27 protein-coding genes are annotated in these 26,496 nt (G+C 55.6%); 5 read left to right on the top strand and 22 right to left on the bottom strand.

Features of this window, described 5'->3' with window-relative positions; genetic code table 11:
• Positions 1 to 12: 12 nt before the first annotated feature.
• From BEQ56_02825 to BEQ56_02810, 4 genes are all read right to left on the bottom strand, one after another.
• Positions 13 to 894, bottom strand: a complete 882-nt coding sequence (locus BEQ56_02825; GenBank protein ID AOH42504.1) for a peptide ABC transporter permease — start codon at positions 892 to 894, stop codon at positions 13 to 15.
• Positions 895 to 898: 4 nt separating this feature from the next.
• A complete protein-coding gene (locus BEQ56_02820; GenBank protein AOH42503.1) occupies positions 899 to 1,834 on the bottom strand; it encodes a peptide ABC transporter in 936 nt (311 codons plus the stop codon).
• 84 nt (positions 1,835 to 1,918) lie between these two features.
• Positions 1,919 to 3,433: a hypothetical protein gene (locus BEQ56_02815; GenBank protein AOH42502.1), complete on the bottom strand. Its 1,515-nt coding sequence runs from the start codon at positions 3,431 to 3,433 to the stop codon at positions 1,919 to 1,921.
• A gap of 132 nt (positions 3,434 to 3,565) precedes the next feature.
• Positions 3,566 to 4,408, bottom strand: a complete 843-nt coding sequence (locus tag BEQ56_02810) for a hypothetical protein (protein ID AOH42501.1) — start codon at positions 4,406 to 4,408, stop codon at positions 3,566 to 3,568.
• Between the two features lie 198 nt (positions 4,409 to 4,606).
• On the opposite strand from BEQ56_02810, the gene BEQ56_02805 reads away from it, so the two are divergent.
• The 5 genes from BEQ56_02805 (at position 4,607) to BEQ56_02785 (ending at position 9,862) form a co-directional block, all read left to right on the top strand.
• Positions 4,607 to 5,509, top strand: coding sequence for a hypothetical protein (locus tag BEQ56_02805; protein ID AOH42500.1), 903 nt, complete (start codon positions 4,607 to 4,609; stop codon positions 5,507 to 5,509).
• Positions 5,510 to 5,894: 385 nt separating this feature from the next.
• Positions 5,895 to 6,248 (top strand): hypothetical protein, encoded by a 354-nt coding sequence (locus BEQ56_02800; protein ID AOH42499.1) that lies wholly within the window; start codon positions 5,895 to 5,897, stop codon positions 6,246 to 6,248.
• Between the two features lie 150 nt (positions 6,249 to 6,398).
• On the top strand, positions 6,399 to 7,427 hold the full coding sequence (locus tag BEQ56_02795; GenBank protein AOH42498.1) for a hypothetical protein: 1,029 nt from the start codon (positions 6,399 to 6,401) through the stop codon (positions 7,425 to 7,427).
• A gap of 3 nt (positions 7,428 to 7,430) precedes the next feature.
• The gene (locus BEQ56_02790) at positions 7,431 to 8,558 is read left to right on the top strand and encodes a hypothetical protein (GenBank protein ID AOH42497.1); all 1,128 of its coding nucleotides are present in this window, start codon (positions 7,431 to 7,433) and stop codon (positions 8,556 to 8,558) included.
• 140 nt (positions 8,559 to 8,698) lie between these two features.
• Positions 8,699 to 9,862, top strand: a complete 1,164-nt coding sequence (locus BEQ56_02785) for a hypothetical protein (GenBank protein AOH42496.1) — start codon at positions 8,699 to 8,701, stop codon at positions 9,860 to 9,862.
• On the opposite strand, the gene BEQ56_02780 is transcribed toward BEQ56_02785, so the two are convergent.
• From BEQ56_02780 to BEQ56_02695, 18 genes are all read right to left on the bottom strand, one after another.
• Entirely contained in the window at positions 9,859 to 10,689 is an 831-nt protein-coding gene (locus BEQ56_02780) for a hypothetical protein (GenBank protein AOH42495.1), read from the bottom strand. The two genes, BEQ56_02785 and BEQ56_02780, sit on opposite strands and share 4 nt — an antisense overlap.
• The gene (locus BEQ56_02775) at positions 10,679 to 11,410 is read right to left on the bottom strand and encodes a di-trans,poly-cis-decaprenylcistransferase (protein ID AOH42494.1); all 732 of its coding nucleotides are present in this window, start codon (positions 11,408 to 11,410) and stop codon (positions 10,679 to 10,681) included. Before BEQ56_02775 ends, BEQ56_02780 begins: the two co-directional genes overlap by 11 nt.
• A gap of 9 nt (positions 11,411 to 11,419) precedes the next feature.
• The gene (locus BEQ56_02770; protein ID AOH42493.1) at positions 11,420 to 11,977 is read right to left on the bottom strand and encodes a ribosome recycling factor; all 558 of its coding nucleotides are present in this window, start codon (positions 11,975 to 11,977) and stop codon (positions 11,420 to 11,422) included.
• Between the two features lie 128 nt (positions 11,978 to 12,105).
• Entirely contained in the window at positions 12,106 to 12,594 is a 489-nt protein-coding gene (locus BEQ56_02765; GenBank protein AOH42492.1) for a hypothetical protein, read from the bottom strand.
• 21 nt (positions 12,595 to 12,615) lie between these two features.
• A complete protein-coding gene (locus tag BEQ56_02760) occupies positions 12,616 to 13,335 on the bottom strand; it encodes a hypothetical protein (protein ID AOH42491.1) in 720 nt (239 codons plus the stop codon).
• A gap of 16 nt (positions 13,336 to 13,351) precedes the next feature.
• Positions 13,352 to 14,449 carry a hypothetical protein gene (locus BEQ56_02755; GenBank protein ID AOH42490.1) on the bottom strand — a complete coding sequence of 366 codons (1,098 nt, stop codon included), beginning with the start codon at positions 14,447 to 14,449 and terminating at the stop codon, positions 13,352 to 13,354.
• Positions 14,446 to 15,717, bottom strand: coding sequence for a transcription termination factor Rho (locus tag BEQ56_02750; GenBank protein ID AOH44371.1), 1,272 nt, complete (start codon positions 15,715 to 15,717; stop codon positions 14,446 to 14,448). Before BEQ56_02750 ends, BEQ56_02755 begins: the two co-directional genes overlap by 4 nt.
• Before the next feature lie 237 nt (positions 15,718 to 15,954).
• Positions 15,955 to 16,665 (bottom strand): hypothetical protein, encoded by a 711-nt coding sequence (locus BEQ56_02745; GenBank protein ID AOH42489.1) that lies wholly within the window; start codon positions 16,663 to 16,665, stop codon positions 15,955 to 15,957.
• A gap of 112 nt (positions 16,666 to 16,777) precedes the next feature.
• Positions 16,778 to 18,079, bottom strand: coding sequence for a hypothetical protein (locus BEQ56_02740; GenBank protein AOH42488.1), 1,302 nt, complete (start codon positions 18,077 to 18,079; stop codon positions 16,778 to 16,780).
• 79 nt (positions 18,080 to 18,158) lie between these two features.
• Complete coding sequence (locus BEQ56_02735; protein ID AOH42487.1) at positions 18,159 to 18,815, bottom strand: dTMP kinase; 657 nt, start codon at positions 18,813 to 18,815, stop codon at positions 18,159 to 18,161.
• A gap of 3 nt (positions 18,816 to 18,818) precedes the next feature.
• Positions 18,819 to 20,570 carry a hypothetical protein gene (locus BEQ56_02730; GenBank protein AOH42486.1) on the bottom strand — a complete coding sequence of 584 codons (1,752 nt, stop codon included), beginning with the start codon at positions 20,568 to 20,570 and terminating at the stop codon, positions 18,819 to 18,821.
• The gene (locus BEQ56_02725; protein ID AOH42485.1) at positions 20,554 to 21,510 is read right to left on the bottom strand and encodes a hypothetical protein; all 957 of its coding nucleotides are present in this window, start codon (positions 21,508 to 21,510) and stop codon (positions 20,554 to 20,556) included. The genes BEQ56_02730 and BEQ56_02725 overlap by 17 nt, the downstream gene beginning before the upstream one ends.
• 44 nt (positions 21,511 to 21,554) lie before the next feature.
• Complete coding sequence (locus BEQ56_02720) at positions 21,555 to 22,361, bottom strand: hypothetical protein (protein AOH42484.1); 807 nt, start codon at positions 22,359 to 22,361, stop codon at positions 21,555 to 21,557.
• Positions 22,354 to 24,090, bottom strand: coding sequence for a DNA repair protein RecN (locus BEQ56_02715; GenBank protein ID AOH42483.1), 1,737 nt, complete (start codon positions 24,088 to 24,090; stop codon positions 22,354 to 22,356). The genes BEQ56_02720 and BEQ56_02715 overlap by 8 nt, the downstream gene beginning before the upstream one ends.
• A gap of 70 nt (positions 24,091 to 24,160) precedes the next feature.
• Positions 24,161 to 24,706 (bottom strand): hypothetical protein, encoded by a 546-nt coding sequence (locus BEQ56_02710; GenBank protein ID AOH42482.1) that lies wholly within the window; start codon positions 24,704 to 24,706, stop codon positions 24,161 to 24,163.
• Positions 24,707 to 24,745: 39 nt separating this feature from the next.
• On the bottom strand, positions 24,746 to 25,639 hold the full coding sequence (locus BEQ56_02705) for a hypothetical protein (protein ID AOH42481.1): 894 nt from the start codon (positions 25,637 to 25,639) through the stop codon (positions 24,746 to 24,748).
• A 1-nt stretch (position 25,640) separates the two neighbouring features.
• Positions 25,641 to 26,171 (bottom strand): CRISPR-associated protein Cas4, encoded by a 531-nt coding sequence (locus BEQ56_02700; protein ID AOH42480.1) that lies wholly within the window; start codon positions 26,169 to 26,171, stop codon positions 25,641 to 25,643.
• Positions 26,168 to 26,434: a hypothetical protein gene (locus BEQ56_02695; protein ID AOH42479.1), complete on the bottom strand. Its 267-nt coding sequence runs from the start codon at positions 26,432 to 26,434 to the stop codon at positions 26,168 to 26,170. Before BEQ56_02695 ends, BEQ56_02700 begins: the two co-directional genes overlap by 4 nt.
• Positions 26,435 to 26,496: the final 62 nt, after the last annotated feature.

Below are 26,496 nucleotides of genomic sequence, written 5' to 3'. Positions count from 1 at the left end.
ATGCTATCGTCCTCATCGATTTTTCAACTTCGGGTCAAGCGCGTCCCGAAGGCCATCACCTAATAAATTGAGCGAGAGAATAATCAACATGATCGCTATACCAGGAAAAGCGCAAACCCACCAGGCATAACGAATATATTGACGCCCGCTTGACAACATAGATCCCCATTCAGGCGTTGGCGGCTGAATTCCAAGCCCCAGAAAACTCAGGCTTGAAATTGCTAAAATAGATCCCGCAACACTGAGGGTTGCCTGAACAATCAATGGGGCCATGCAATTTGGGATGATATGCTTGGTAATAATTCGTATATCTCCGCCCCCAATCGCTTGAGCCGCTTCAATATATTCTTCATTACGGATTGTCAGAACGGAGGAACGGACGATCCGGGCAAACGGAGGAATATTCGATATGCTGATTGCCAACAGCAAATTGCCCATACTTGCGCCCAGCGCCGAAACTAACGTAATTGAAAGTAATACACTGGGAATAGCTAAGAAAATATCCATGATCCGCATAATAATATTGTCAACACGTTTACTTCCATACCCAGCGATCGCACCAAGAAGTCCTCCTATGACCGATGCAATCGCAATCGTTGCAAACGCAACCGGCAAAGACACGCGCGCGCCATAAATGATACGGGCGAGGATATCTCTTCCGACTTCGTCCGTTCCGAACCAATGCTCAGTGGAAGGACCCTTTAACCGTAAGGAAGCGCTTTGCTGAATGACCATTTTTTCGTAATCAAATAAGACACCCGCAAACAGGGCGGCTAATATAATAAGACATAAAATTACCAACCCAACAACGGCCATCCTGTTCTTGATAAGTCGCCTCCAAACCGCGGAAAGCTGCGATTTTTTCCTGCTTTTAATCTGAGGATGAATGATCATGCGCCTATCCTTTTCCTTTGTATTGTGCGCGGATTCGCGGATCTAAAGCGGCATAAAGGACATCAACAAATAAATTGATCACAGTGAACATTGTCGCTAAAATTATCACAATCGCCGTAACCAACGGCGTGTCTTTATATTTAATTGCTTCAACTAACAATCGTCCTAACCCAGGCCAGGAATAAACCGTTTCAACCAGGACAGCGCCGCCGATAGAAAAACCGAACTGTAACCCTATAGTTGTAACGACAGGCATCAATGCATTCCGGAGCGCATGTTTCAGAATGACAGTGTTTTCATTTACACCTTTAGCGCGCGCTGTACGGATATAGTCCATGCGAACCGTTTCCAGCATTGAGGATCGCGTCATCCTGGTAATGATTGCCAACGAGTTAGCGCTCAACGTTAACGCAGGCAATACTAACGATCTGAAGGTTTTAAATCCGGCGGAAGGGAACCAGCCAAGTCTGGCGGCGAATACCAGGATTAACATCAAACCTAACCAGAAATTTGGCATAGATACGCCGATCAACGCAGCAACCATAGACGTACTATCCAGAAATGAATATTGTCGAGTTGCTGAAATCACACCAAGCGATACGCCAATAACAATGGCGAACAGCATTGCGCAAAATGAAAGGAGCAGCGTATTCGGGAATCTCGCCATTATTTCACTTACGACCGGGTTATTCGTCGTATACGATTTTCCAAAATCCCCCCGAATCACATTCCAGATATACGATAGGTAACGGAGGATATAAGGCTGATCCAATCCCATCTCATGCTTCATTGAAGCATATGATTCAGGGGTGTAATTATCCCCCAGACGTATCTGCACGGGATCGCCTGGCGTAAGACTAAGGATTGAAAAAACGATGAAGCTGACGCCCAGTAAAACCGGGATCAATAAGATAAGCCTTCGAGTAATAAATCTGCACATGAATTGTTCTCCTTGGCTTGTAATTTGCCCCGAAACAAAACGACTGTACATCCGAAAGATGTACAGTCGCACTGTCATTAGGCTCTATTCGAACCAGGTTCCATAGATATAATGGGACTTTCCAGGATACAATTCAAACCCCTTAACATTGGACTGCATGCCTGCATTCAGGTTTTCAATCATAAGAGGTATCAATGGGAGCTGCTGCGCAACAATCGTTTGAATTTCCCGATAGAGCTCCTGCGCTTTTTGGGGTTCCAGAGTAATCGAAGCCTGATTTATCTTCTCGTCTGTTTCTGGCGTCGCCCAAAACGAACGATTCCCGGAAAGGCCGAAAGCCTCCGTATGATACATCGCTCTGAGCATCGAATCCGGATCTATGGAAGTTTTTGAAAGGATAAATAGATCCTGCTCCCCAGCGCCAGTCGCAGCATAATAATTTCCGGCCTCAACCGTCTTGATTTCTGCTGAAATACCAATCACTCGCAGCTGTTCCTGAACAACAACCGCAATATCCCGCATTACCTGACTGTCGGAACACCAGAGCGTTGTGGCAAAACCATCCGGATAACCAGCCTCAGCCAAAACCTCTTTAGCCTTCTCAATACTATATGGATACTCAACTGTGTCCGGAGCATACCCGAATAATCTGGGGGGAAGCATTGTATTATGCGCTGGCGAGGCAACACCATTATAGACAATATCAATTACATCCTGCGTATTCAGTCCATAAGCGACAGCTTGGCGCACCAGAACATTATCAAGAGGTTCCTTTTGAACATTGAAACCAAGGTACCATACGGTCGTGCTCGGAACGGTTTCAACCGTAATCATCTCATTTTCCATCAACATATCCAGATCCGTGATAGCGAGATCATAAGCAAGGTCAATTTCCGCCGTTTCAAGGCCAATTGCGCGATTCAACGCTTCGGGGATCTGCCGAAAGATCAGTTTTTTAATTTTTGGAGCGCCTTTATAATAATCTTCATTCGCTTCAAGAACCACATCTCCGCCCATCTCCCATGAAACAAATTTGAATGGGCCTGCACCAACCGGATGCTTATTAAATTCTTCGGAACTAGTAGCTGCTTTCTTTGAAACAATCGAAGCCGCATCCAGAGTTAACCGATAAAGCAGGGCATTGAAAGGTTCTTTTGTGATTATCTTGATAGTATAATTATCTATTATTTCTATATTGTCGATAATTAAATAATTGTAGTTCACGCCGCTTGAAGCAATACACCGCTCAAGACTGTATTTCACATCTTCAGAAGTCATTTCCTCGCCATTATGAAACTTTACGCCTTTCCGGAGATGAAAAACCGTTGTTTTTTCATCTTCAACATCCCAGGACTCCGCAAGTCCGGGGACTAAATTCATTTCAGTATCCATTGACACAAGCCTATCGAAAATCTGTGTCGTCACGCGATAAGTACCAATGGAAGCCTGAACCTGGGGATCCATGTAGGAAGGCGCGTCAGGGACAGCAACAATCAACGTACCATCGTCCTTGTTCGGAGACGGCGCGCCGAAAACGAGCGCTGAAACTGTTAAAAGCGCGACAACAACCAGAACAACAACCAACAACTTCCTTTTCATTTCTTCTCCTTTTTAATGAACGTTTTTAAATCAAGGCCATCGATAACCTAGATTTTTAATCTTACAAATAAGGATATTTATTCTTTACCTTCATATGAGGGCAAGGGACTGGCCTCCTTTTTATTGAATAATTTATATCTGATTAATACATACATTTAATTTAGTCGCCAGACGAATATAGTTATCCCATTCAACCGCGCAGCCAATTTCATTAGAAAAAGGAAGCCCGTCCAAATCCAACAAATTCTGTGTCGCCTGAACCCGGGCGCTTATCATCTCGGAAAAAATGTTAAATCCTATTCCAAGGGTAGAAACGTAATCAAGACAATGATATTTCGACTGCCGATAATACGGCTTCAATTCGGGATCATCGATTTCTTCCTCCCGATCAGCAAAAATTTCATCATAGAAACATTGAATAATAGATCCGTTATTGATTACAACCTGAAGATGACCCGTAACGCCTCCGCCAAGAGACTCAGCAATTCCATAATATTTACCGTCGGCCTTTGACAGGAGACGACCAGAAATCTTTTCGGCCAAGGGAAGCATCGATCGCTTGATACTGTTCGAGGCGCCGCATAACACATCAAAACTGCCTGTAAGTCGATTTTCAGCAATCATCTGATTCTCAAGATGAACAAGCCCATTTGTCAGCACAACTCCTGTTTTTTCTGTTCGTTCTTTCGTCGCCTGAAAAAAGCAATAATCCGACAAGCGCTTTGAAACGCCCTGATATTTCTTTATATAGTAAGTAGGATTATTTATCTCGTTAAATCGGATCCAAACAATACGTTCCTGGTCTCTGACGACTTCAAGAATGCCATGATATCCCTGATCGCCAGCAAAATGAGGCGCAAACCAGTTTTCTTCCCGAAAATAATCACCGAGAATGACACCAATTGGTGGTTGAACAGTCCAATATAACTTATCCAAAATATTAACCGTTTTTTCCCGTTTGCTGTGTCTTTCCATGGAGCCCTTCCTGAGAATGGACATACGTTTTAATGGTTCTGGTAAAATGATCTTAGCATATACCATATCCCTTCTGATATCTGAAAGAAAGATAGGGTAGCGAATTCTGTGAACGTAACAAACATGTATAATCAGGCAAGCGCTACATTATTGCGCAATGCATATAATGTCAGGACTTTTTAACCGAAAAGAATCGTCATGAACATTAACCACCTTGTTTACATCATCGAAACATATAAATGCGGATCTGTTAATCAGGCCGCTAAAAACTGCTACATCTCGCAATCAAACCTCAGCAACATTATAAAAAACGTGGAAAACGAAATTGGGTTCCCGATCTTTTTACGTTCGAAATCGGGAATCACAGCAACCCCCGCCGGCATAAAATTCATGCTTTCCGCTGAACGAATCGTCAACGAGAGAAGGAATATTCAAAACATTCCAAATATACTCCCGGACAATAATAGTTTGTCGGTGATCGCTGCTCGCGCTGCTTTTTTCTCGCGATGTTTTTTTGATTTTCGCCATGCGTATCCTTGCTCAATTGCGCATGATTCTTTTTTATGCGCCGGAATCGTAGAAAATATACGAAGCATTGTTGCGCAGCAATGTCGAATCGGACTACTAAGCATGTTTGAAAGCAGAACCGAATATTATCAGCAGATTGCGGAACAGTATGCTCTTGATTTTCGAATTTTGCGGGATAACATTCCTGCCTGCATCGCAGTGTCCAGACAGCACCCATTAGCAAGAATGAAAAACATAAAAAAAGCGGATTTAGAGAAATATGCATTTGTTGCAGACGCGCAAATTACACCGGAGGATACCTTAGGTATATTAGGATTACATGATCGAAATAAGATCCTGTTTGCCAACGACAAAGGAATAACTTATGACGCGATCAGATCAGGAATGTTTTTCTCTATCGGGCTGAAGATTCCTGAATCTGAAGCAAAGATAGTGGGGTGTGTTTGTCGGGTTATTCCGGATACAGAAAAATTTATAATCTGCATGATAAAGAATCATTATCAGCCCTTGAATCAACGTGAACTTCTATTTGTTGACTATCTACACCAGCGTACTGATGATTTTTTTATGTAGTGTTCCAAATTTTCAGTATGCTGCACTGGTCGGTAGACCTGAAAAAGCCAATTCCAGACAGGACCGCCACGTTTCAGCACGTGTCCAGAGTCTGTTTCAAATTTCTATGGGATTTTAAAGAAGGTCGCTGCCATAGATTATACTCTTGAAAAGCGAATAACAGGGGGAAGACATTTTTCCGCTCTTAAGAATCAGGAAAGAAGCAGCATGATTCATTAAAGGCTGTGCGCGTCTTTGCGTTCAGAGGCCGACCGAACAGGATGATTTTCGGAGTCATTCGGATGGCATAAGTGAACACATTGGGCTTCCAGTTCAGGAAGATAGGGAAAGAATGGTAGCCATAGCCTGAGCGCCGGCTCTCAACCAGCTGCAGCCACGGGATTTCATGAGCAGTGCAATCAGTTTACCGACATTTGCTTCGATACAGCCCATTGAAGAAAAATGGGCAATAGGGAAGCGAACGCTGATCGAGCGGCAGGATCTCATCCTCATGACGCTTGAGATCATCAAAACAACGTTGCCTTTCTCCTCGGGTGGTAAGTTTTCCAGTGAAATTCAGAGGCAGAAGTCTGTCGGAAACGGCGTCGAAGCCTTCAGAGAAAAGAGCCGTAAACACAGGTTTCAGATCGATGGCATCGCCACAGGCAGAACGAATGGCCTTTTTGATATGGAATGGGTCCAAATTCCGCGATTCGACCGCCAACCCGATAAACATCCCGTCCGAGGGTGTCTGGACTGACTTTAGTGTCGGTCATTTGCGTGCAGATCATGGCTACGTTCCGAAAATTTGACCGCCCTGCAGGAACGGGAAGCCGGCCACCGATATGGGAAAGCTCCTCCGGACGGCGCGGCGCATGGACGTAACAGAATTCGAGTATAATTTCCTTCCATGAACAATCGGAACTCGACGCTTTTCCACAAAATCGTCCCCGCGTTCGCGCTGATCCTCGCGGTTTTTCTCCTTATTCACCAGCCAGCCCGCACGCAGAGCGCCGACGCGCTCATACAGGCCGTCAACGCGCTCCGGGCACAGAACGGGCTCGAACCGTACGCCGTCGACGGCGGGCTCAACGCCGCCGCGCAGGCCCAAAGCGAATATCAGGCTTCGATCGGCGAAACAACGCATAACCGCGCCGACGGGTCGCAAATCCCTGCGCGGTCGGAAAACGTCTGCGGCGGGGCGGGCGTAACCGCCTCCTGGTGCGTCAGTTCGATGTGGACGGACGAGCTGCACCTGTACACGATGATCGGGATGGATTCGGGAACGGTCGGCGCGGGTTACGCGCTCTCGGCCGGCGGCGCGGCGTATTATACACTCCTCGTCAACAGCCAGGGCGCGGACACGGGTCTCGACAAAGTGGGCGTGCCCACCGCTGCGGCGGGCGGAAGCGGCGCGCAGGTCGCCGCCAACCTCAACGCCGGAAACGCCGATGTCGATATTTTAGCCGCCCCGGTTCAGCCGGGCGAATTCGCGACCAGCACGGCACAGCCGGACGGCTCGATTTTCCATATCGTTCAAGCCAACGAAACGCTTTGGACGATCGCGATCAACTACGGAACGACAATCGCTCAGATCCAGGCGATGAATAACATGAGCGCGGAGGACACCTCGGTTACAGCCGGACAGCGCATCCTGATTCACTACGGGGGAACGCCGGTCGCCGATACGCTGACGCCGACGGTCACGCCGCCGCCGTCAACCAACACGCCGCGCCCAACCTCGACGATTACCCCAACGCTCGCGCCGCTCGATTCGCCGACGCCGACGATTACAATGACGCCAACGCCGGGCCCGCTTATCAAATATATTTCCTTTTTCGACGAACCGGGAGCGCGAACGCTGGGCATTTTCCTGGTAATCGCCTGCGGAATCGGGCTGATCCTGACCTGGGTCTTCGGGTTCCTGCGCGAAAAATAGGACATGAATCGCCGGCGGACGTTTTCAAGTTTCCTGATCCTCGGATACCTCCTGATTCTTTCCGGAAGGGCTAACGCCACGACGACCCCAACGCCAACCGCCCGGGAAACGGCGTCCGCCTCCACAACGCCGTCGCTGGCCCCATCGCCAACGCAAACCCGCGAACTGTCAGCCGAAGAACGCGAATTTCGCGAAAACGAAGCCTACGTCGAAGCGCTCCTGACGGAAATTAACCGGCTGCGCGCCGAATATGACCGTCCGGAACTGATTCCGGACGCAGCGCTGGAAAAAGTCGCCGCAGCGCAGGTCAGCGTCTTCGCCAGGCTGAACCGACTCAGCGAGCGCTCGAAAGACAACCGGTCGCTCAAGTCGGTAGCGCAGGAATACCAGTACGCCGGGGGAGCCGCTTTCTCGCTTCATCAGAATTCCGCGATGGTCTGGCGGACGACACCGCCGGAATATATTATCGAGAAGATCTGGTTCTCAACGGTCGGCGAACGCGCGAAGCTCCTGAGCGCCGATTACCTTCACGCCGGAATCGCGACAATCGTCATCAATAACCGCCGCTTTGTCGCGCTGATCACCGGAAAGCTCGCCGACGGCTCGCTGACTTATACGCCGCTTCCGACGATCGAAAACGCAACTCCGCCCCCTGCCGACGCTCCATGGTCTGAGACGGAGCTTCCGGACGAAAATCCGGTCGTGACTTCGACGCCGGCGTCGGACGGCTCGGTCGCGCATGTCGTGCTGAAGGACCAGACGCTCTCCGAAATCGCGGCCGCGTACGATATCGGATGGAACGGGCTTGCGCTCCTGAACAGCCTCGATCCTGAGAACCCGGTTATCTACGAGGGCGACACGATTCTCATCCAGCCCAGATTTACCGACACGGTTACGCCGACGATTACGAAGACGCCGATCCCGCCAACCCGGACCCCGCGCCCGACCTATACCGCGGATCCGACCAATGCCGCGGCGAATCCTGCCTCCGAGGAGAACCGCGAGCCAGGGGGCTACATCAACGATTTTTTCATGAAAATCGAAGCGTTCAAGCCGGCTCTGGCGTGGGGCCTGATCGGGCTCAGCGTTCTGGGACTGATCATGACGCTCCTCCTGCGAAAACCAGCTTAAGCGAAAAGATCGGGGGCGGGAAACGCCGCTATCGAATCCGCGATCGTTCGCCGCTAACCCGGACCGCGAGAAAAAGCCGGACGCTTCCCATCGCCCGTTTCCCTGACGATCGAAGGCATACTAATTGCACGGGAAAAGGCATGAACCAAGACCTCGATCCCTCCTTCGCGCCAACGCCGCAGCCGCGCCGCGGCAGCGTCCTTCCGCTTATCCTGATTATCGGCGGAACGCTTCTCCAGCTTTACGCATCGGGGCTCGGCGGCGCGCCGGATCCAGCTTTCTTAGAGCGCGCCTGGGCGATCGTCATCGTCGCGGCGGGCCTCGATTTCCTCATAGTTCAGAAGCGCTTCATCAGCGGCGCGGTCCTGACGCTGCTCGGAGGCGTCGTCCTGGTGCTGAACTTCGGCAGCGGGGACGCCGGCGGCCTCCGCGAAATCTTCAACCGCTTCTGGCCCCTCCTCCTCGTCGCGGTTGGCATCGATATTCTCCTCCGATCGCGGGTCATCGGCGCAATCGTTTCGTTCGTTTTCGTCGGTGGAGCAATCCTGATCACGATTTTTGTCTCGAACGGACTACTGACGATCCCGAATATCACGCTGCCGAAAAGCGTCACAATCAACCAAACGCCGTACGCGCTTCCCTCGCGCGCTTCGCAACAGACGATCGCCTACCCCTACCCGGATCATAACGCGGCCTCGCTGATAATTCACGCGCCGTCAGGACAGATCGACCTCCGCGGAAACGCGCTCGGGGCCAGTGCGCTGACCGGGAGCGTCCGTCTCGCAAACGGCGAAACGTTCAGCGAAAGCGCGGACGGATCGGGCGCGCTGATGCGCTATGAATTATCGGCGGAAGCGACCGAAACCGACGGAACGCTCGAATTCGGACAGGAACAGCAAACCGACGCGCTTTGGAAGCTGGAAGTCGACCAGAGCCTGCCGCTGACGCTGGAGACGACGATGAACAACGGGTACCAGCTGCTCAACCTGTCGCGCGTCGCGCTGCATTCGGCGTCAGTTACTTCACGCCGCGGTAATATCGACGTCCTTCTTCCCTATCAGGCGCAACAAGCCCTCCGTTTCGATTGTCAGAACGGGAACCTGCGGATTTACGTCCCCAAGGGAGTCAACGCGTTTATCACGCTCCCGCCCGAAGCGGAAGCCATATACCCGGCGGCTTATACGCGGAACGGCGGGCAAATTTACCCCAACGGCGAAATCCTGAACGTCGGCGACGCGTATCAAGTCAACGTTGACGCGGCCGCGCCCAACGGAACGATCGAAATAAAACTGTCGGAAAATTAGCGGTTGACGATCTCATAGAACCAGAACGCGATCGGCATGGAAAACAGAATCGAGTCCAGGCGGTCAAGTACGCCGCCATGCCCCGGGATCAGGTTGGAAGAATCCTTGACGCCAAACGATCGCTTGATCATGCTCTCGCCAAAATCGCCGAACGGGCAGACAACCGCGACCGCGACCGCAAACGCCAGAACCAGCTTCAGCGACATCAGGCCCTGAACGCCCTGAATAACGGCATGCGCCAGCGCGGCAACGCCGATCGTAAAGGCGATCCCGCCGAAATAGCCTTCCCAGGTCTTTTTCGGGCTGACACGCGTGAACATATGACGCCGCCCGAAAAGACGTCCGAAAATGAACGCGCCCAAATCGGCGGATATCGCCAACAAAACGGTAAAGGCAACCCAGACCAAACCATCGTCAAGCTGCCTCAGCGCGACAAGGTACGACCCGAGCCAACCTAAATAGACAACTCCGGTAACGAGCGTCGAGAAGCCGTTCGCCGCCGCGTCGTCGCCCAGCTCATACGAAACGACGCTGAAAACCATCGACAGCATGAAACACAGCGTAAACAGCCTCCAACTCCAGTTGAACCCGAAAAAATAACGGCAGAGGCACATAATCACGACCATCGCGACCATGAAAATCGTCGACGTCCGGTTATCCGGCTTATTGAGATAAATATGATGAAATTCCCAGGCGCCAAGCCCGAGAAAAACGACCACGCCAATCAGGAAAACCATTCCGCCGGCATAAATCAGAAAACAAACCAGCGGCAGTAAAACCGCCGCGGTCAGGATCCGCTGCTGCAAATTCGTCAGCTTAGCCGTCATTCGCCGACAATTTTCCAAAACGGCGGTCGCGTTTCGCGTACCGTTCAATCGACGCATAAAGTTCTTCCACGCCAAAATCGGGCCAAAGCGTCTCAGGGAAATCCCATTCCGCATAAGCCGACTGCCAAAGCAGGAAATTGGATATGCGGTATTCGCCGCTGGTTCGAATAACCAGGTCCGGGTCAGGCGTTCCCGCGGTAAACAGGTTCTCCGAAATCAGCGATTCGGTAACCTCCTCCGGCGCGACGCCGGAAGCGACGATTTTCCGAACCGCATGCATGATCTCGTTCCGCCCGCCGTAGTTCAGCCCCACCGACAGAATCAGTCGGCCGTTATCTTCAGAGCGTTCGACCGCCTGATCAATTTTATTCAGCAGGTCGGCCGGGATACCCTCCCGCTGGCCGATATGCAGGATGCGGACGCCCTCACGGACCAGCTCGCTGATCTCGTTGACGAACGCATCGTTAAAAATCTGCATCAGGCCTTTCAGCTCATCCTGCGGCCTGCCCCAGTTCTCGGTAGAAAACGCGTAAATCGTCAGGTAGCGGACCCCCGCCCTGACGCAGGCCTTAATAATCCGGCGCAAATTTTCCGTCCCCTGCCGATGACCCAAGAGACGCGGAAGTCCGCGCTTCTTCGCCCAGCGACCGTTCCCGTCCATGATCACCGCGATATGCCGCGGGACACGCTCCGCCGGAACGTTTAAAACGGTCTCCGTCATGAGCCTCCCTCAGACCTCCATGATCTCGGCTTCTTTTTTCTTCCCGATAACTTCGATCTCGGCGATCTGCTTATCGGTCAGCTTCTGAAGTTTCTCTTCTCCCTTTTTCATCTCATCCTCGGAAATCAGTTTCTCCTTCTCCGCGTCCTTAATATCGCGGGCGGCATCGCGGCGGACGTTCCGGATCGCGACGCGCGTATCTTCGAGGCGGCTGCCGACGACCTTGACGAGCTCTTTACGCCGCTGTTCCGTCAACGGGGGGAGCATCAGGCGAATCGACTTCCCGTCATTGCTCGGCGTCAGCCCCAATTCAGAAGCCTGAATCACTTTTTCCATCGCGCGAATCAGCGAACTCTCGAACGGGCGGATCATGATCGTTCGCGCGTCCGGGCAGCTGATCGTCGCGACCTGATTGAACGGCGTCTGGGAGCCGTAATATTCAACGTCCAACCTTTCAACCAACGCCGGGGTCGCCCGCCCGGTCCGGATCCCATCTAAATCGCTTTTCAAAACGGTTAACGCGCCCTTCATTCGCGTTTCAGCATCGGTTAAAATCTCCTGGATCATAAAAACTCCTTATCCTTTCCTGATGATTTGCCTTGATTCTCCTGATCGTCCTCAGGCTCAGCCGTCGGCTGCTCCGGTTTTCCGCGCCTGCCGACAGAACCTATTATACCTTTTCCATGGTAATCTTTCTACCCGTAAAACGAACGAGCTTCGCCGCCGGGGTGCGAGCTGAACGGGTCCTCGTCCGGGACCGCGGTCGGAATGAATTCGGCCGGCGCGTCCGGGCCCGGCGCCGGGGTCTCGGCTGGGACCGCGCCGCCGCCGATCGCCTGAAGAAATACGTCCATGTGGTTGACAAGACTGCGGACTGCCTCGCCGGACTCGATATAACGATCGTCCGATTCAATTTCAAACTGCAAAATGCGCAGATCGTTCATATCCGGATTGTCCAGAAGCGCGTTGATCCGCGCGGCCGCGCGGCCGATATCTTCGTTCGACGCAAACGCGTCCGCAATCAAGACGAAATAATCCATCTTCAAGTCATGGTGCAGCGAAGCGGGATTGATATCGTAGTATTCGAGCGGAAGGACCGTGCAGCTGGCAATATACGCCAGCACATAGCCGATCACCAGCCCGGTCAGGAGGTAGAGCCGACTGCCCTTCCCAGATTTGACCATGTATTCCTCCCCTGTCTTCGCTTAATTCCAGTCAAACGGCTCGCCCGCCGGCGTCGGGACCGCGTCCAGCGGCGTCAGGAACGATTCTCCGGTCGGGAAAACGCTGAAGAAATCCGTCCCGGTCTGAAAAGGATTCTGCGGCTCGGCGTCCGTTCCAAACGGATCCGCCGCCGTTCCGGTCGGGAGCGGCGAGGCCGTCGCCGCGGCGGGCACGGGCGGATCGCCGCCAATTTCGAGGATCGGCGCCGGCTCGGCGGTCGACGTCGGCGTCGCCTGCAGCGGGTTAAAATCGATATACACGTCTTCCGGCCGTAAATTATCCTCCGCGTTGCCGCTGATCGCGGCGTTCAGCGCATAAAGTATATCGATATCCGAATCAGGGTACCCTAACTTTTCAGCGTTCTCGATCGCGCGCAGAATCGCCGCCTCGGTCGACTCCTCTTCGAGCCTGTCCAGCCGGATAATCGCGTCAAAACGGCGGCGGTCCTTCTGATAAACCTCGGCGACCATCAGGACATAATCCGTCTTGTAATCCTGACGTAGGTCGTGGTACGTGGAATCGACGATATGAATCGGATAAACCATCCAGGCGAAATACAGCCCGACACCGAACCCAACCAGGATGACGATAACGAACCAGAACCCTCTTCGGCTGCTCATGATTGAATATGATTTTATCAGAAAGCGCGGTGAATCAAAAACCTCCCGGCTCTTCCCCGGGAGGTCCCGATTTCCATCCACCAGCGGCGATGCGCGCCTAAAGCACGTTCCACGGATTTACGTACCCGCCGCCGTAACGCACCTCGAAATGCAGATGCGGGCCGGTCGAGTTCCCGGTACTTCCCCCAGCGCCGATAACCTGACCCTGCGACACCCCCTGACCGCAGCCCACCGAAACAGAAGACAAATGCGCATACAGCGTCTGGTAGCCGTTGCCATGGTCGATCATGATCATGATCCCATAACCACCGCTGATCGGCCCCGAATAAATCACTGTCCCGCCGTCAGCGGCGTAAATCGGACCGCCCAGAACCGACGCGATATCCAATCCCATATGCCCGGACCAGAAATCATTTCCGGACACCGAATGCGTCGCCGAAGGCCAGACAAACGAGCCGTTCCCATATCCCGCATAATCCCAGTCACAGCCGCCGGGCCCGGAAATTTTCTTCTTAACGCCGGAATCCTTCGAATACTCGAAAACCACCGGACTGATCACCGCCGTCGCGCGGTACCCGCCGGGAAGCATCACATATTCCCCAGCCTTAATCTTCGGCGACGTAATATCCAGCCTGTTCGCCGGATCGAGCAGGATCGCCTTAGGATCGACATGATATTTATCCGCGACCCGCTGCAGTACGTCGTTCTCCTTCCAAAGATAATAAATCCCGTCTGAGGGAGGAATAATCAGCTCGTCGCCAATGGAAATATTATGCGCGTCGTCATGAAGAACGTCATAATTTGACCAGAGGATCGTCTCCGGCTCCAGGTTGAACCGACTGGCGATACTGTAAATCGAGTCGCCGGCCGCAATCGTGTACTTCGTCGCTTCGGTCGTCGCCGACTCCGGCTTATCAGTGATCAGGATCGAAGAACGCCTGATCGACCGGTCCGAATCCGGAGTATACGGCGGGATCTGACTCGGGAGCGACGCGTTCGATTCGACGCGCTCCTGATATCCGGCGCCAATTTCGGCGCTGCGCTCGGCCTGATCGACCGAGCCGCGGATAACCGGCGTCCGCTGAGCGATAACGACGCCCATGAAGAACATTGCGGCAAAAGCGACCAGCCATAACGCCAGAACGACCCAAAGCGGAACCGTTCGCTCCGTCGGCGAGCTGGAAAAGGATTTCATGAATTCTCCGTCAGGTTCTCGAGGAACTCAGCGTTCGTCTTCGCACGCTGCATGCGCTGAATAATCGCCTCGGTCGCAACCGCGGTATCCATCCCCGCGCCCTGCGGCGGCTGCGAAATCATCTGCATGTACATCCGGCGCATCAGCCAGACGCGCGGGAGATCCTGCCCGATCAGGAGATCTTCGCGGCGCGTACCCGATTTTTCAATATCGATCGCCGGATAAATTCGCCGTTCCTGAAGCTTCCGGGACAGATGCAGCTCCATGTTCCCCGTTCCCTTAAACTCTTCGTAAACGACGTCGTCCAAACGCGACCCGGTATCGACGAGCGCGGTCGCCAGGATCGTCAGCGATCCGCCTTCTTCGAGGTTGCGCGCCGCGCCGAAAAACCGCTTCGGCGGGTACATCGCCGACGGGTCCATCCCGCCCGACAACGTCCGGCCGGACGGATTGACGACCATGTTATAAGCGCGCGCCAACCGCGTCAGCGAATCCAGCAGGATGACGACGTCCTTCCCGATCTCAACGAGCCGCTTCGCCCGTTCGAGCGTAATTTCCGAAGTCCGGACATGCTGGTTGACCGGTTCGTCGAATGTCGACGCGACGACTTCGGCGTCGACCGAGCGGTCCATATCGGTAACCTCCTCCGGCCGTTCTCCAATCAGCGCGATAATCAGGTGAACATCGGGATAACGCGCCGAAATCGCGTTCGCGACCTGTTTCAGGATCGTCGTCTTCCCGGCCTTCGGCGGCGAAACGATCATGCCGCGCTGACCTCGTCCGATCGGCGCGATCAGGTTGATCATGCGCGTCGCCATCCCGGACGGTTCGTATTCGAGATTGAACTGATGATTCGGGAAAATCGGCGTCATCGACTCAAAGCTTTTGCGCTTTTTCGCCTGTTCCGGCGCCTGCCCGTTGATCGACTCGATCCGGAGCAGGCCGTAATGCCGCTCGGATTCGCGCGGCTGACGAACGAAACCGATAATCTGATCGCCGTTGCGTAAATCGTAGCGACGAAGCTGCGCCTGGGAAACGTAGACGTCTTCTTTTCCGACCTGGTAATTCGTCCTCAGGAAACCGATTCCTTCGTTCTGAATCTCTAAAATCCCGCCGCGGATATCGACGCCCTCGCGTTCGCCTTCCGCCTGCCGGATTTTTACGATCAGGGTATCTTTTTTCAAACGCTGCGCGTTCGGAACTTCCAGATCAACGGCAATCTTACGCAATTCGGCTAACGGTAAATTTAATAATTCTTCGGCTCTCATATTTTTTTCCATTTCGTGGATTCCTCCCGCATCCTGTCCCGTTCGCAGCGTCGGAATCGGATGAACGCGGAGCGACCAGGCGCTCCTGGAAATTCATCCGGGCGCACAGGGCCGGCTTCTTTTTTCATAATCGTTTAAATTAAGTACGCCATGCGGATTCTACTGAAATTCGGCGGTTTCGGGCCTTCGTCACGCCGGATTCAGTACACTTCATATTCGAGATTATAACACCATTAATCAGGCAGTTCTATCCGAATCCGGAAGGCTCATACCCGGATAGCGACCGCGCCATTCCGCGCGAATTCGTTCGATCGCAGGGTTCCCCGCGTAAAACCCATGCATCGCGTCAGGCAGCAGCGCGCCGATCCGGCACATGATATCGTCGGTCATCTCGCGCAGCGACTCGCTCCGGCGTTCCGGATCGATCGGCGGATATGACTCCGGCGGGCCGAAACGCATCGTGACCTTCGCGCGGCGCAGCTTCAAAAGATCCGCGAAGATACGATCCGACCCGACGATCCCGACCGGAACGATCGGGACGCTCGCCTTCAGCGCGATCATCGCAACGCCTTCCTTCGCCCGCAGCAGCGCTTTCGAACGCGATCGGGTCCCCTCCGGCGAGAGCGAAAAAGCGCCGCCGTTTTGAAGCCAGCCGTACGCCTGCTTAATGGCCGTGAAATCGGCCTTTCCCCGATCGATCCAGACCAGCTGGACCGAATTCGCGATCCGACTGAAGACCGGATGATTCTTATACGACGAAGCGATAAAAACGTTCCAGTCATCGCGCCGCCGCTGCAGCGTCAGCGCCGGAAAATCCCAAAAACTGATATGGTTCATGACGATCAGAACCGGCCCTTCGGCGGGCAATAAATCCTCGTTCTCGACCGTGACCCGGCTTAAGGCCCGATATAATTTCTCGACAATCCTGAACAGCGTTACACGATTCAATCTATCCTCCGTCCCGTTCCGAAAGAAAAGAAATCCGCGCGAGAATCCGCGCTCAGTCTTTCGGCGGTTTTGAAACCGATGGGGAGGATCCCCATCGGTTATTATAATAAACCTATTCGGATTTTACTTCAATTCGTACGGAAACGATCGAATCGTCGGTCGTCAGCTCCGGGATCAGCTCCGCGCCTTCGACGACGCGCCCGAAAATCGGATACGCAGCGGAGAGCTTCGCCAGCTCTTTTTCAACTTCCATGGAAATCTGGTCCTCGCTGATCCGGTTTTCTTCCTTCGACGACTCGTTCAGCGCCGTAATCTTGCCCGTGTAATAAGCGGTCAGATCGTCGCTCAGGAAGAATTTCGATCCGTTTTTGTCTTCCCCGCCGTTGACCATTCCAACCATCCCGATTTCCCCATACAGCAGGTCGTTCTCATCGCCGGCAAAATAGTACCCCGGGTTCCCCAGCCCGCTTCCGGCCTTATCGCCGGTCTCGGCGATAAACCCCGGTTCGACGCGATAAAACGGATTCCCGTCGTACCAGCCCTCGCTCGCCAGAAAAACGAAATTATTCACGGCCGCAGGAGCGTCGCTTTCCAATAAATCGATCGTCAGCGTTCCCTTCGTCGTTTCGACGACCGCCCGATAATCCTTCTCTGCGTCGATTACAATCGGCGGGAGCTCGGTATAAAATTCGCGCTGAAGCTTAAAATACGATAAATATTTATCGAGCGTCGCCGCTTCCCAGCCGCCCTTAAACGAATTCATATTCAAAAACAACGTCGGCGTCCCTTCGATCAGGCCTGTCGCCGAAGCTTCATCGAACGCAGCCGCCAGCTCCGCCCGCATCGTTTCATCATTGAAATCCTTTTCCCACTGTTCATAGTCGATCGAATCGATCGCCTGAATCTTTTCCCTGATCCAGGCTTCGAATTCCTCGTCCGTCTCCAGCTGTGCCCAGGCCGCCTGTTCTTCGTAGAGAAGATGTTCAACCTCAAAAAACAGCGCTTCGTCCTGTTTCCCGGCGGCGTTGGCGGCGTACGCCGCGGCCGGCGCTTTCGCATGGTACGGAAGCGGGAAATGACGATAGACGTACCGGACCTCGTCCGCGTGCGCCGCCTGATACTCCAGCAGCGCCAGCCCGGCTAACGAACAGTATGGACATTGAAAATCCGAGTACATCAGGATCGTCAGCGGCGCGTCCTCCGGACCGATCGCCCAGTCGGCGTCGCTGATTTCGCCCAGACGCTCGACGATCGAGGCGTTTGGCTGAATCCCCACGAAAATCGTCCCTTCCATTCGATCGTTTCCGATCGGCGCGACGTCCGCCTCTTTCCAGGATTCAGCGAAAGCCCCTGTAACGACGGTAACCAGCGCCAACGCTGCGCTGAACAACGGCAAGATTCGATATTTTTTCATAGCATATAAACCTTTCATCTTGACTGATTCGATTCTATCGCACTTCGTCTCAATCTGATCTTAAAATTTAATAGAAAATTCAAGCGATCTCCGCAAGCGGAACCTCCCGCGCGCCCGGAGGCAAAACGCCGCGGTCGGCCAGGCAATCGATCACCACCCGCGTCACGTCGTCCATGCCAGCCGCCGCATCGATCACCAGCCAGCGGTCGGGTTCAGCCGCCGCCAACGCCAGATATCCCTCGCGGACACGGCGATGAAATTGGACGTTGTAATCGTCAAGCCGGTTCCATTCTTCATGATTGTCGATTCGCCGGCGCAGTCCGATTCCGGCAGGAACGTCAAAAAGCAGCGTCAGGTCCGGAACCAGGCCGCCCGTCGCGAACGCGAGCAGCGCGCGCAGCGGCGCCAGATCCGCTTCATAGCCGTATCCCTGATAAGCCAGCGTCGAATCGGCAAAACGGTCGGAAACAACGACGACGCCGTTCGCGAGCGCCGGACGAAGCGATTCTTCGACGAGCTGCGCCCGTGCGGCGTTAAAGAGCAGGATCTCCGTCCGCGGGCGCATCGAGCGGTTTCTCATGTTCATGATCACCTCGCGGACCTGGTCCCCGATCTCGGTTCCGCCCGGTTCGCGCGTGACCATCAGCGGAACGCCCAACCGCGTGAAAAGCTTTTCGATCCGACGGAGCTGCGTCGTCTTCCCTGCCCCATCCGGACCCTCGAACGTAATAAACATGCCTTATTCCTCTTCCGTTTCCAGGCGATAAACGCGGATAAACCGCTTCGGCTCTTTCCCGATCGACTGCGCGAAAAGCCCATGCTTCTCGATCAGCTCATGCTCCAGCGCGCGCAGCTGCGCGTCCGCTGGCGGCAGGTCGATCCAGTCCATCGTCCCGGCCAGGATCGTTTCGATCGCCTGAACCGTCTCGTCCTCAGCGCGGTCCCGGTTCGTCTCGCGTTTCCGGATCGGGACCTCAAAGAGCGAGGAAAGCCCGGATTCGATCTGGTTTATCGTATTCGACCGCAGGACGTAAACCGGAACGCCGCGCTCCTCCGCGTCGACGATAACCGACTGCCGGTCGCGATAATACGGACGCAGCGTCATCAGCGCGTCCGCTTCCTCGATCCGGTTCGCAATCAGCGCCCGGACGCCTAACCGCTCCGAGGCGCGCTGGAAACGGTTACGCGCGACGCCATGCAAAAAGATTTTCCGCGCTCTCCGTCCGTTCCGTCCGTTTTCCGATCCGGCCGCCGCAGCCTCCGCCGGCGCGCCAGGACCGCACTGAAAACCGTCGCGCTCCGGGCTCAGGAGAATCGGATCCGTGAACCGGGAGGAACGCGCCCCGTCCCAGGCGCGGTCGCGGCGCGTATGCCCGCTGATCTGATAAATATTGCGGTTGACGGTATTTCGGTTGACGGCGCCGTTCTTTTCCGAACCGCCCGGTTGGAGAACGCCGGACCGGCTTTCGAGAACCGGCGCGGCCGCTTTCGACCGAACGATCTGACCGCGCTCGTCGAGCTGGCGCGCTTCCGGCTGAAGCGCGACGCCGCGGACGAGCGCGTCGACCGCCGCCGCGATATCCGCGTACACGACCATATGGTTGCGGGCAACGATTTCGACGAGCGTATTAAACGTCGGCGGCGAACGCCGTTCGAGAACCGTCTTCTGCGTTCCCCTGCGCTTCGCCTCTTCGTCGGAGAGGGTTACCGACTCGATCCCGCCGATCAGGTCGGACAGCGTCGGGTTCATCAGCAGATTATTGATCGTCTGACCATGCGCCGTCCCGATGAGCTGAACGCCGCGCTCAGCAATCGTCCGCGCCGCCTGAGCCTCGATTTCACGGCCAATCTCGTCAATAACGATCACTTCCGGATTATGGTTCTCGACCGCCTCGATCATGACCTCATGCTGGAGAGCCGGCTTCGCGACCTGGAGCCGCCGAGAACGTCCGATCGCCGGGTGCGGGATGTCCCCGTCGCCGCCGATCTCGTTCGAGGTATCGACGATAACGACGCGCTTCCGTTCGGAAAGAATCCGCGCCGCCTCGCGTAAAATCGTCGTCTTCCCGATCCCCGGCTTCCCCAGGATCAGGATCGACCGGTTCGCGTCGATCAGGTCGCGAAGAATCTCGGCCGTTCCGAATATCGCGCGCCCGATCCGGATCGTCAGCCCGATAATCCGTCCCTTACGGTTACGGATCGCGGAAATACGGTGCAGCGTGCGGATCATGCCGGCGCGATTATCGAGGTCGAATTCGCCGACGTTGGCGCTGATCCGATCGATCAGGTCATAATCAGCCTCCGTATCCGCCAGCGGCGCCTCCCGGTCCCCAAATCGCGCCAACGGCTCCCGACCAACGTCTAAAACGATCTCCGTCAGCGCGGAAAGGTCGCCGGACGATTCGACGCGCGCCGCTAAATCGGACGGCAGTATTTTCAACAGCCGCCCGGTATCTTCTGAATTATTCTGGTTTTCAAAAATCTGGCTCATAGGTTTCTATCGGTTTTGATTCTGCTTTTTGAACCGTCGCAACGCTCAGGTTCGGAAAGGATTCGACGGGGCGGGGTTCGCGATGCCGTACCGACCGCGTCAGGCATTTCACGTAAATTCCCTGCGCCGCCGCGAGTTCAAACCGGTTTTTAAGACACCCCCCAACCAGCCGCTGCGTTTCGTCAACGCAGACCGCGATCCGCGTCCGTTCTTCCGCGCCGCAGCGCTCCGCGAGCGCGGCAAGCGCCTCCGCCGCTTCCGCGGGACCGGCGACCGACAGGCAGGGCTCCAGGTAGAGCGACTGCGATCCTTTCGCAGCCGCGGCGCAGCCGATAACCCGATTCCCCTCGCGAAGTCCGTAAAATTTTCGCCGGCCACAATCAAAAATGGCCGCCTGATTCTCCTTAAGCTCCCTGCTCCGAAAACGGATAAACGGGTCAGGAACGGAGCGGCTGACCGGGATCCAGCGATAACAGCGGACGTCCGCCGCCGGAAGGCTGGCCGCGGGCCCGACGTAAACGGACTGCCGCCGCCGGCGGATAAACCCCGCGCGAAGAAACGATTCGACCGGTTCGCTCCCGTCGTCGAGCGTCACGGCGCAGCTGAACATCCCTGCTTCGCCAGCTCGAACCGCCGCGTCGTCGATCAACGCCTCCCAATCCGCAGCTGTCGCTCCCTCGGCGCGGTACAGCGAATCGATCCACGCCGCCTTCTTTTCCGGATCGAACCGGATCCGGAGCGCCGCCCGCGTCCAGACGCGCTCGTTTTTCAGAACTGTCGTCAGCCGGTCCGGCTCCAGATTCAAAGCAAGAACGCCCTTCGTAATTAAAGACGTACGAACCCCGGTAAAACGTTCCGGGTTAAAAAAAAGATCCGTTTTCGTTTCAGGTCGGAGGAAAAAAAACGCATCGAAGGGAACGGCAAGACGAACAAAAGGCAATTCAAATTCCTTACGGGGTTCATCAATTCTAAAGAAGGCGAGGTCTAATCTCTCCGGGAAATAACCCCGTAAAGAACCGCCACGCCGATCGCCAACGCGATCAATCCGCCGCCGATAATCCCTAAAAGCGGGGAACGCGTTTCGGTAATCGCCTGCTGAGCTTCGCTTTGAAGCTTCTGCTCCAGGACGGCTTGCTTCTGCGCGCCGAAGTTAACCTGGACCCGGTCGCCGGCGTTAATTTCCATCTCGTAATTCATCGCCGTCGTCGGATTATATTCGTTCGGGAGAGCGATGCTGATAACGTATCTTCCCTCCGGAACCTCCGGGAAACAGAGATCTTCAATCCCGGTTGTCAGGCCGGTAAAATTCTCAACACCGTCGCGCTTGGTTACGCTGACCGCGCCGCCCGCGATTCCGTTTTCACCGCCCTGAACCGTCGAATTCCCGTTTAAGTCGTCGAACAGGTAAATACAGACGGAGGCGTTCCCATCGTAGGGCGTCGGCGTCGGTAAGACGGGCGTCGGCGTCGGCGTCGGCCCCGACGTTGGCGTCGCCGTCAATACCCGCCCCAATAAGAGCCGCGTATCCGCGATCAGCGAGCAGTCGATATCCAGATCGTTCAGCTGCCGCAATGTTTCGATTTCGACCCCCATTTTTAACGAAATACTCAAACAGGTATCGTTCCCCTGAACCATGTAATAAATATTGCCGTCAAAATCCGGCGTGGGAGAAACGAGCGCCTGCCCGAGAGCCGTCGGCACGGCGGCGAAAAGCAGCGTCAGCGCCAAAAGCAGCGGGATGAAATTTGGGAAAGCTGGAAATTTCTTCATCGTATAAATTATATCATCCATTTTTCCGTTTCGTCCTCTCGGCTTCCGCGATCATCGCCTTTGCCGCCTGAAGATTTTCAGCACCAGCGCCGCCGAGAACCATCGCGATTTCGCGCGCCGATTCCTCCTCGTTCAGGAGCCGGAGCCCGGTTTCCGTCCGGTCGTTCAGAACGATCTTGGTAACGCTGAAATGCGCGTCGCGGAACGCGGCCAGCTGCGGCAGGTGCGTCACACAAATGACCTGATGATTCCTTGACAAGCGCCAAAGCTTCTCGCCGACCGCAGCCCCGACGCGCCCGCTGATCCCCGTGTCGATTTCGTCGAAGACCATCGTCGGGATCTCGTCCGCCTCCGCGAGCGTATTCTTCAGCGCCAGCATCAGGCGCGAGGTTTCGCCGCCGGAAGCGATCTTCACCAGCGGTTTAACGCCTTCGCCGCGATTCGGCGCGATCATGAATTCCGCCCGGTCGCTTCCGGACGAATTGAACGCGTAGGCGCGCCCGTCCGAGAACCGGAGCCCGTCCGCGTCCTCCTCCAGCTTCATGCTGATTTCGAACGTCGCGGTCCCCATCGATAAATCCGCCAGTTCCGCCTCGACCCGCTCCGCGATTCGCCCGGCGACCTCACGCCGCCGAAGCGAAAGGCGTTCCGCGATTCCGGAAAGCGCTTCCTTCCGTTTCACCGCCTCGGCCGCGAGAACGCGAATCCGCTCATCGGCGTTTTCGATCGTCTCCAGCTCCGCGCGGATCCGCTCCGCGAACGCTAAAACGTCGTCGATCGTCGCGCCGTACTTCCGTTCCAGACTATGGATCAGGTGGAGCCTGTCTTCAACCTCCGTCAGCCGGTTCGGATCATAATCGATTTCCTCGCGGTAAGCGCGGAACGCGTCGAGCAGGTTCGCGCTCTCGTCGAGCAGGTTCAGAACGATCTCGGTCCATTCGCCCCGGTCCGCGTCCAGCCGCGCGATCCGATCCAGACAGCCCTGAAGCGCGTTCAGCTGGTCGACGACTCCCGGCTGGCGTTCGCCGCGCCCCTCTAACAGGTCAAAGCCTTTTGAAAGATAGCGATTCAGCGTTTCGGCGTTTCCGATCCGGTCCCGTTCGAGCGTCAGCGGCTCTTCTTCCCCGCGCTTCAGCTTCGCGCCGTCGATTTCGTCGAGCTGATAGAGGATCATCTCGCGGCGGCGCTCCTTTTCCGCGTCGCTCCCCGCGAGCGCCTGAAGCTCGGACTGCGCTTCACGATAAGCTTTAAGCTGCGCGCGGTAATCGCTGAGCGACTGCGCGTTATCCGCGAAACGATCGATCAGCGCCAGATGCGCCCCCGGGTTCAGGAGCGATAGATGATCCGACTGGCCGTGGATATCGACGAGGAAGCCGCCGATCTCGCGTAAAATTGCCTGCGTGACCGCGCGCCCGTTAACCCGCGCGCTGCTCCTCCCGGTCGTCCGAATCTCGCGGCTCAGGACGATTTCGTCGTCCTCCGGCTCGTCCAGCAAATCGCCCGCGTCGAGATAGTCGTTCATCGCGGCGCGGATCGGCGTATATTGAAACGTCGCTTCGATAACCGCGCGGTTCTCTCCGACGCGGATCATTTCAGCGTCGGCCTTTCCGCCAAGCACCGCCGACAGCGCGTCCAGAACGATCGATTTTCCCGCCCCGGTCTCGCCGGTCAGTACGTTCAATCCATCGCAGAACGATACGTCCAACGACGATATCAGCGCGAAATTCCGGATCGTCAATCTCTTTAACACGTCTGTATCCGCCTTCTTCTCCAGGTTCCCCGAAAATTCCCAGCCCGAAGGCTACCCGGAAAACCCGTTCTTACTTTCTAATCCGCAGCCCGATTCCGTACCCGAGCGCAATCGCCCGCCCCGCCGCCGCGATAAACAGCACCAATTGAATCGCTCCGTACCAGCCCCCGACCCAGATTCCCGGCAGTGCGAAAATCAGCGCGCCGAGCCCGGCGCTCCCCACAATCGTCCAAACCAGCTTCGGCGACCGCCGCTTCTCAGTTACGACACGGACGACTTTCGCAATCGCCATCCCGACCAACCATCCGCCGATCAACGAAATCCAGATACCGCCGAAGGGAAGCTGCGCCATCAGCCAATAGCCGACCAGGCCCAAAACGAACGAGACCACGCCCGCGATCGGATAGTCCCGCCCCTGCGTCGTTTCAAAACGCTTCCGCCCCCGCTCAAGACAATCCGGGCAGATATACCCGGTCGGCGACGTCCGCGCGCAATCCGGACAGATCGGGTTCAGGCACGAATGGCAGCGCAACGCGGTGACCCGGTCGGGATGCCTGTAGCAGGTCATATCCGCGGTCACGCTGAGGTTATCGGGTGAATCAAAGTTTTCCGTCATATCATTCCTTCTGTGGTCTCTGCCAATCTGCGGAACGGCTTAAGCGGGCGGCGTCCGCGACTGAACCGCGCTCGGGTTCCGCTGCATGTACTGAATAAAGTTCCGGTAGAAAAAGCCATCCGAGCTGATCCGAACGAAATAAGCCGAATCATCGGAAGCGGTGATCCGGATTTTATCCTCTTCCGCGACCTGAATCGAGGGCCCCCCGTCCAGCGATAAAACCGTCACGTCGCGGCTCCGGCAGGTGCATTCAATCACATCGTGCGGCTGGAGAATCAGGCCGTGGTTCAGCGACAGATGCGGCGCGATCGGAATCAGCAGGATCGTCCGCATCTCCGGTTCGATAATCGGCCCGCCAACCGCCATCGCATATGCGGTTGAACCGGTCGCCGTCGACGCGATCAATCCATCGGAAACATATTCCGTCAGGAAATTCCCGTTGACGCGAACGACGGTCCGAACCGGACGCACGTCCATTCCCCGCGCAATGACCGCGTCGTTTAAGACGTCGCGGCTGACCGTCAGCCCGGAAGGACGGATCACGTCGACATGAATCATCATCCGCGTCTCGATCCGGAACCTTCCGTCGATCAGCGCCGGAATCGCCTCCCGCCAGCCGTTTTTCGGCAGCTCCATCATGAAACCGAAGCTCCCCAGGTTCACGCCGCAGATCGGGACCTTCAGCGGAGCACAGAGCCGTCCGGTCCGCAGCATCGTTCCATCTCCGCCCAGCGTTATGACCAGATCATACGTATATTGTTTCAGCCGCATCCGGAACGCTTCGTCATGAAGCGGGGAACATTCCGCCGAAGCCCGGCCGGAGCTGTCCGTTTCGATCGCCGCGGCGATCTCGCGCGCGACGCTTTCCGCGCCTTCAATACTGCCATGCCAGACGACAGCGATATTCCTCGGTTTTCGGGTCGGAGATTTCATCTCAGCTTCCTAACCTCTCGTCGCAGTGCGATCGGTACCCGCAGCCGCGGCACTTCGTAAAATCGCGATGCGTCCGGGGATAGCCTTCCGCTTCCGCCTTCCGGAGCGCCTCCAGCGTCGCCAGCAAGCGGCGGCGCAACTCAATTGTATACGAAATTTCGAAAGAGGTCTCAGGATAACGTAAAATTCCCCGGCGAACGCTCCGCCCGTCGCAGCGCTCAATCAGGTAACAGTACGCCGCCAACTGCATCACGTGGCTCGGGTATGGCGAATCCGGCGTCCGTCCGCTTTTAACCTCAATCGGCGTCGACGTCCCCCAGCCGTCGATAATAAAATCCGGTTTCCCGCTGAGCCCCGTCTCCGCGTCATAATAAGTCCGCTCCGGTTTCCGCCCGCGCCGCGCCGCGTCGTCGTAACGGACCCGCCGCCAGGGGATCCGTCCGCGTCGGCCTGCGACGATCAGCGCGATCAGCGCCGCGGCGAAGGCGGCGATCAACGCGATCAGGATCGGGACCAGCCATGACCGGTTCATCCGCCCTCCGATCGCAGGATCATCCAAAGCGTCAGCGCAGCGAGAACGAGAAGTGCCGCCAACAGGGATACCGAGCCGCGGATCCGCCGCGCCGACCGGCTGAGCCGGTCGTGGTCGAGCTCCCCGGCTTCCATCTGCGCCCGGTTTTCCGACGGGGCCCCGGCGCGCCGGTATCCCAGCGCCCGCGCGCAATAAAGATACGTCCCCAGCTCCGAGGCCTGAATCCGCCGTTTTCGTTCTCCGCTCTGCATAGCGAAAAGCATATCACGTTTCGCTGCGTTTGTCGAAACGGATAAAACATGTGTTCATATTTAAGCGGCATCGA

The organism is Anaerolineaceae bacterium oral taxon 439 (genome assembly GCA_001717545.1).
Lineage (GTDB): Bacteria > Chloroflexota > Anaerolineae > Anaerolineales > Anaerolineaceae > Flexilinea.
This window is presented reverse-complemented; position numbering and strand designations above follow the sequence as displayed.

Coding starts and splice junctions, on each gene's coding strand:
- BEQ56_02800 (AOH42499.1), top strand. CDS start 5,895: ATGAGCAGTGCAATCAGTTTACCGACATTTGCTTCGATACAGCCCATT.
- BEQ56_02795 (AOH42498.1), top strand. CDS start 6,399: ATGAACAATCGGAACTCGACGCTTTTCCACAAAATCGTCCCCGCGTTC.
- BEQ56_02770 (AOH42493.1), bottom strand. CDS start 11,977: ATGATCCAGGAGATTTTAACCGATGCTGAAACGCGAATGAAGGGCGCG.
- BEQ56_02780 (AOH42495.1), bottom strand. CDS start 10,689: ATGACGGCTAAGCTGACGAATTTGCAGCAGCGGATCCTGACCGCGGCG.
- BEQ56_02805 (AOH42500.1), top strand. CDS start 4,607: ATGAACATTAACCACCTTGTTTACATCATCGAAACATATAAATGCGGA.
- BEQ56_02790 (AOH42497.1), top strand. CDS start 7,431: ATGAATCGCCGGCGGACGTTTTCAAGTTTCCTGATCCTCGGATACCTC.
- BEQ56_02785 (AOH42496.1), top strand. CDS start 8,699: ATGAACCAAGACCTCGATCCCTCCTTCGCGCCAACGCCGCAGCCGCGC.
- BEQ56_02750 (AOH44371.1), bottom strand. CDS start 15,717: ATGAGAGCCGAAGAATTATTAAATTTACCGTTAGCCGAATTGCGTAAG.
- BEQ56_02695 (AOH42479.1), bottom strand. CDS start 26,434: ATGCTTTTCGCTATGCAGAGCGGAGAACGAAAACGGCGGATTCAGGCC.
- BEQ56_02765 (AOH42492.1), bottom strand. CDS start 12,594: ATGGTCAAATCTGGGAAGGGCAGTCGGCTCTACCTCCTGACCGGGCTG.
- BEQ56_02730 (AOH42486.1), bottom strand. CDS start 20,570: ATGAGCCAGATTTTTGAAAACCAGAATAATTCAGAAGATACCGGGCGG.
- BEQ56_02700 (AOH42480.1), bottom strand. CDS start 26,171: ATGAACCGGTCATGGCTGGTCCCGATCCTGATCGCGTTGATCGCCGCC.
- BEQ56_02815 (AOH42502.1), bottom strand. CDS start 3,433: ATGAAAAGGAAGTTGTTGGTTGTTGTTCTGGTTGTTGTCGCGCTTTTA.
- BEQ56_02705 (AOH42481.1), bottom strand. CDS start 25,639: ATGAAATCTCCGACCCGAAAACCGAGGAATATCGCTGTCGTCTGGCAT.
- BEQ56_02740 (AOH42488.1), bottom strand. CDS start 18,079: ATGAAAAAATATCGAATCTTGCCGTTGTTCAGCGCAGCGTTGGCGCTG.
- BEQ56_02775 (AOH42494.1), bottom strand. CDS start 11,410: ATGACGGAGACCGTTTTAAACGTTCCGGCGGAGCGTGTCCCGCGGCAT.
- BEQ56_02735 (AOH42487.1), bottom strand. CDS start 18,815: ATGTTTATTACGTTCGAGGGTCCGGATGGGGCAGGGAAGACGACGCAG.
- BEQ56_02810 (AOH42501.1), bottom strand. CDS start 4,408: ATGGAAAGACACAGCAAACGGGAAAAAACGGTTAATATTTTGGATAAG.
- BEQ56_02720 (AOH42484.1), bottom strand. CDS start 22,361: ATGGATGATATAATTTATACGATGAAGAAATTTCCAGCTTTCCCAAAT.
- BEQ56_02710 (AOH42482.1), bottom strand. CDS start 24,706: ATGACGGAAAACTTTGATTCACCCGATAACCTCAGCGTGACCGCGGAT.
- BEQ56_02820 (AOH42503.1), bottom strand. CDS start 1,834: ATGTGCAGATTTATTACTCGAAGGCTTATCTTATTGATCCCGGTTTTA.
- BEQ56_02755 (AOH42490.1), bottom strand. CDS start 14,449: ATGAAATCCTTTTCCAGCTCGCCGACGGAGCGAACGGTTCCGCTTTGG.
- BEQ56_02825 (AOH42504.1), bottom strand. CDS start 894: ATGATCATTCATCCTCAGATTAAAAGCAGGAAAAAATCGCAGCTTTCC.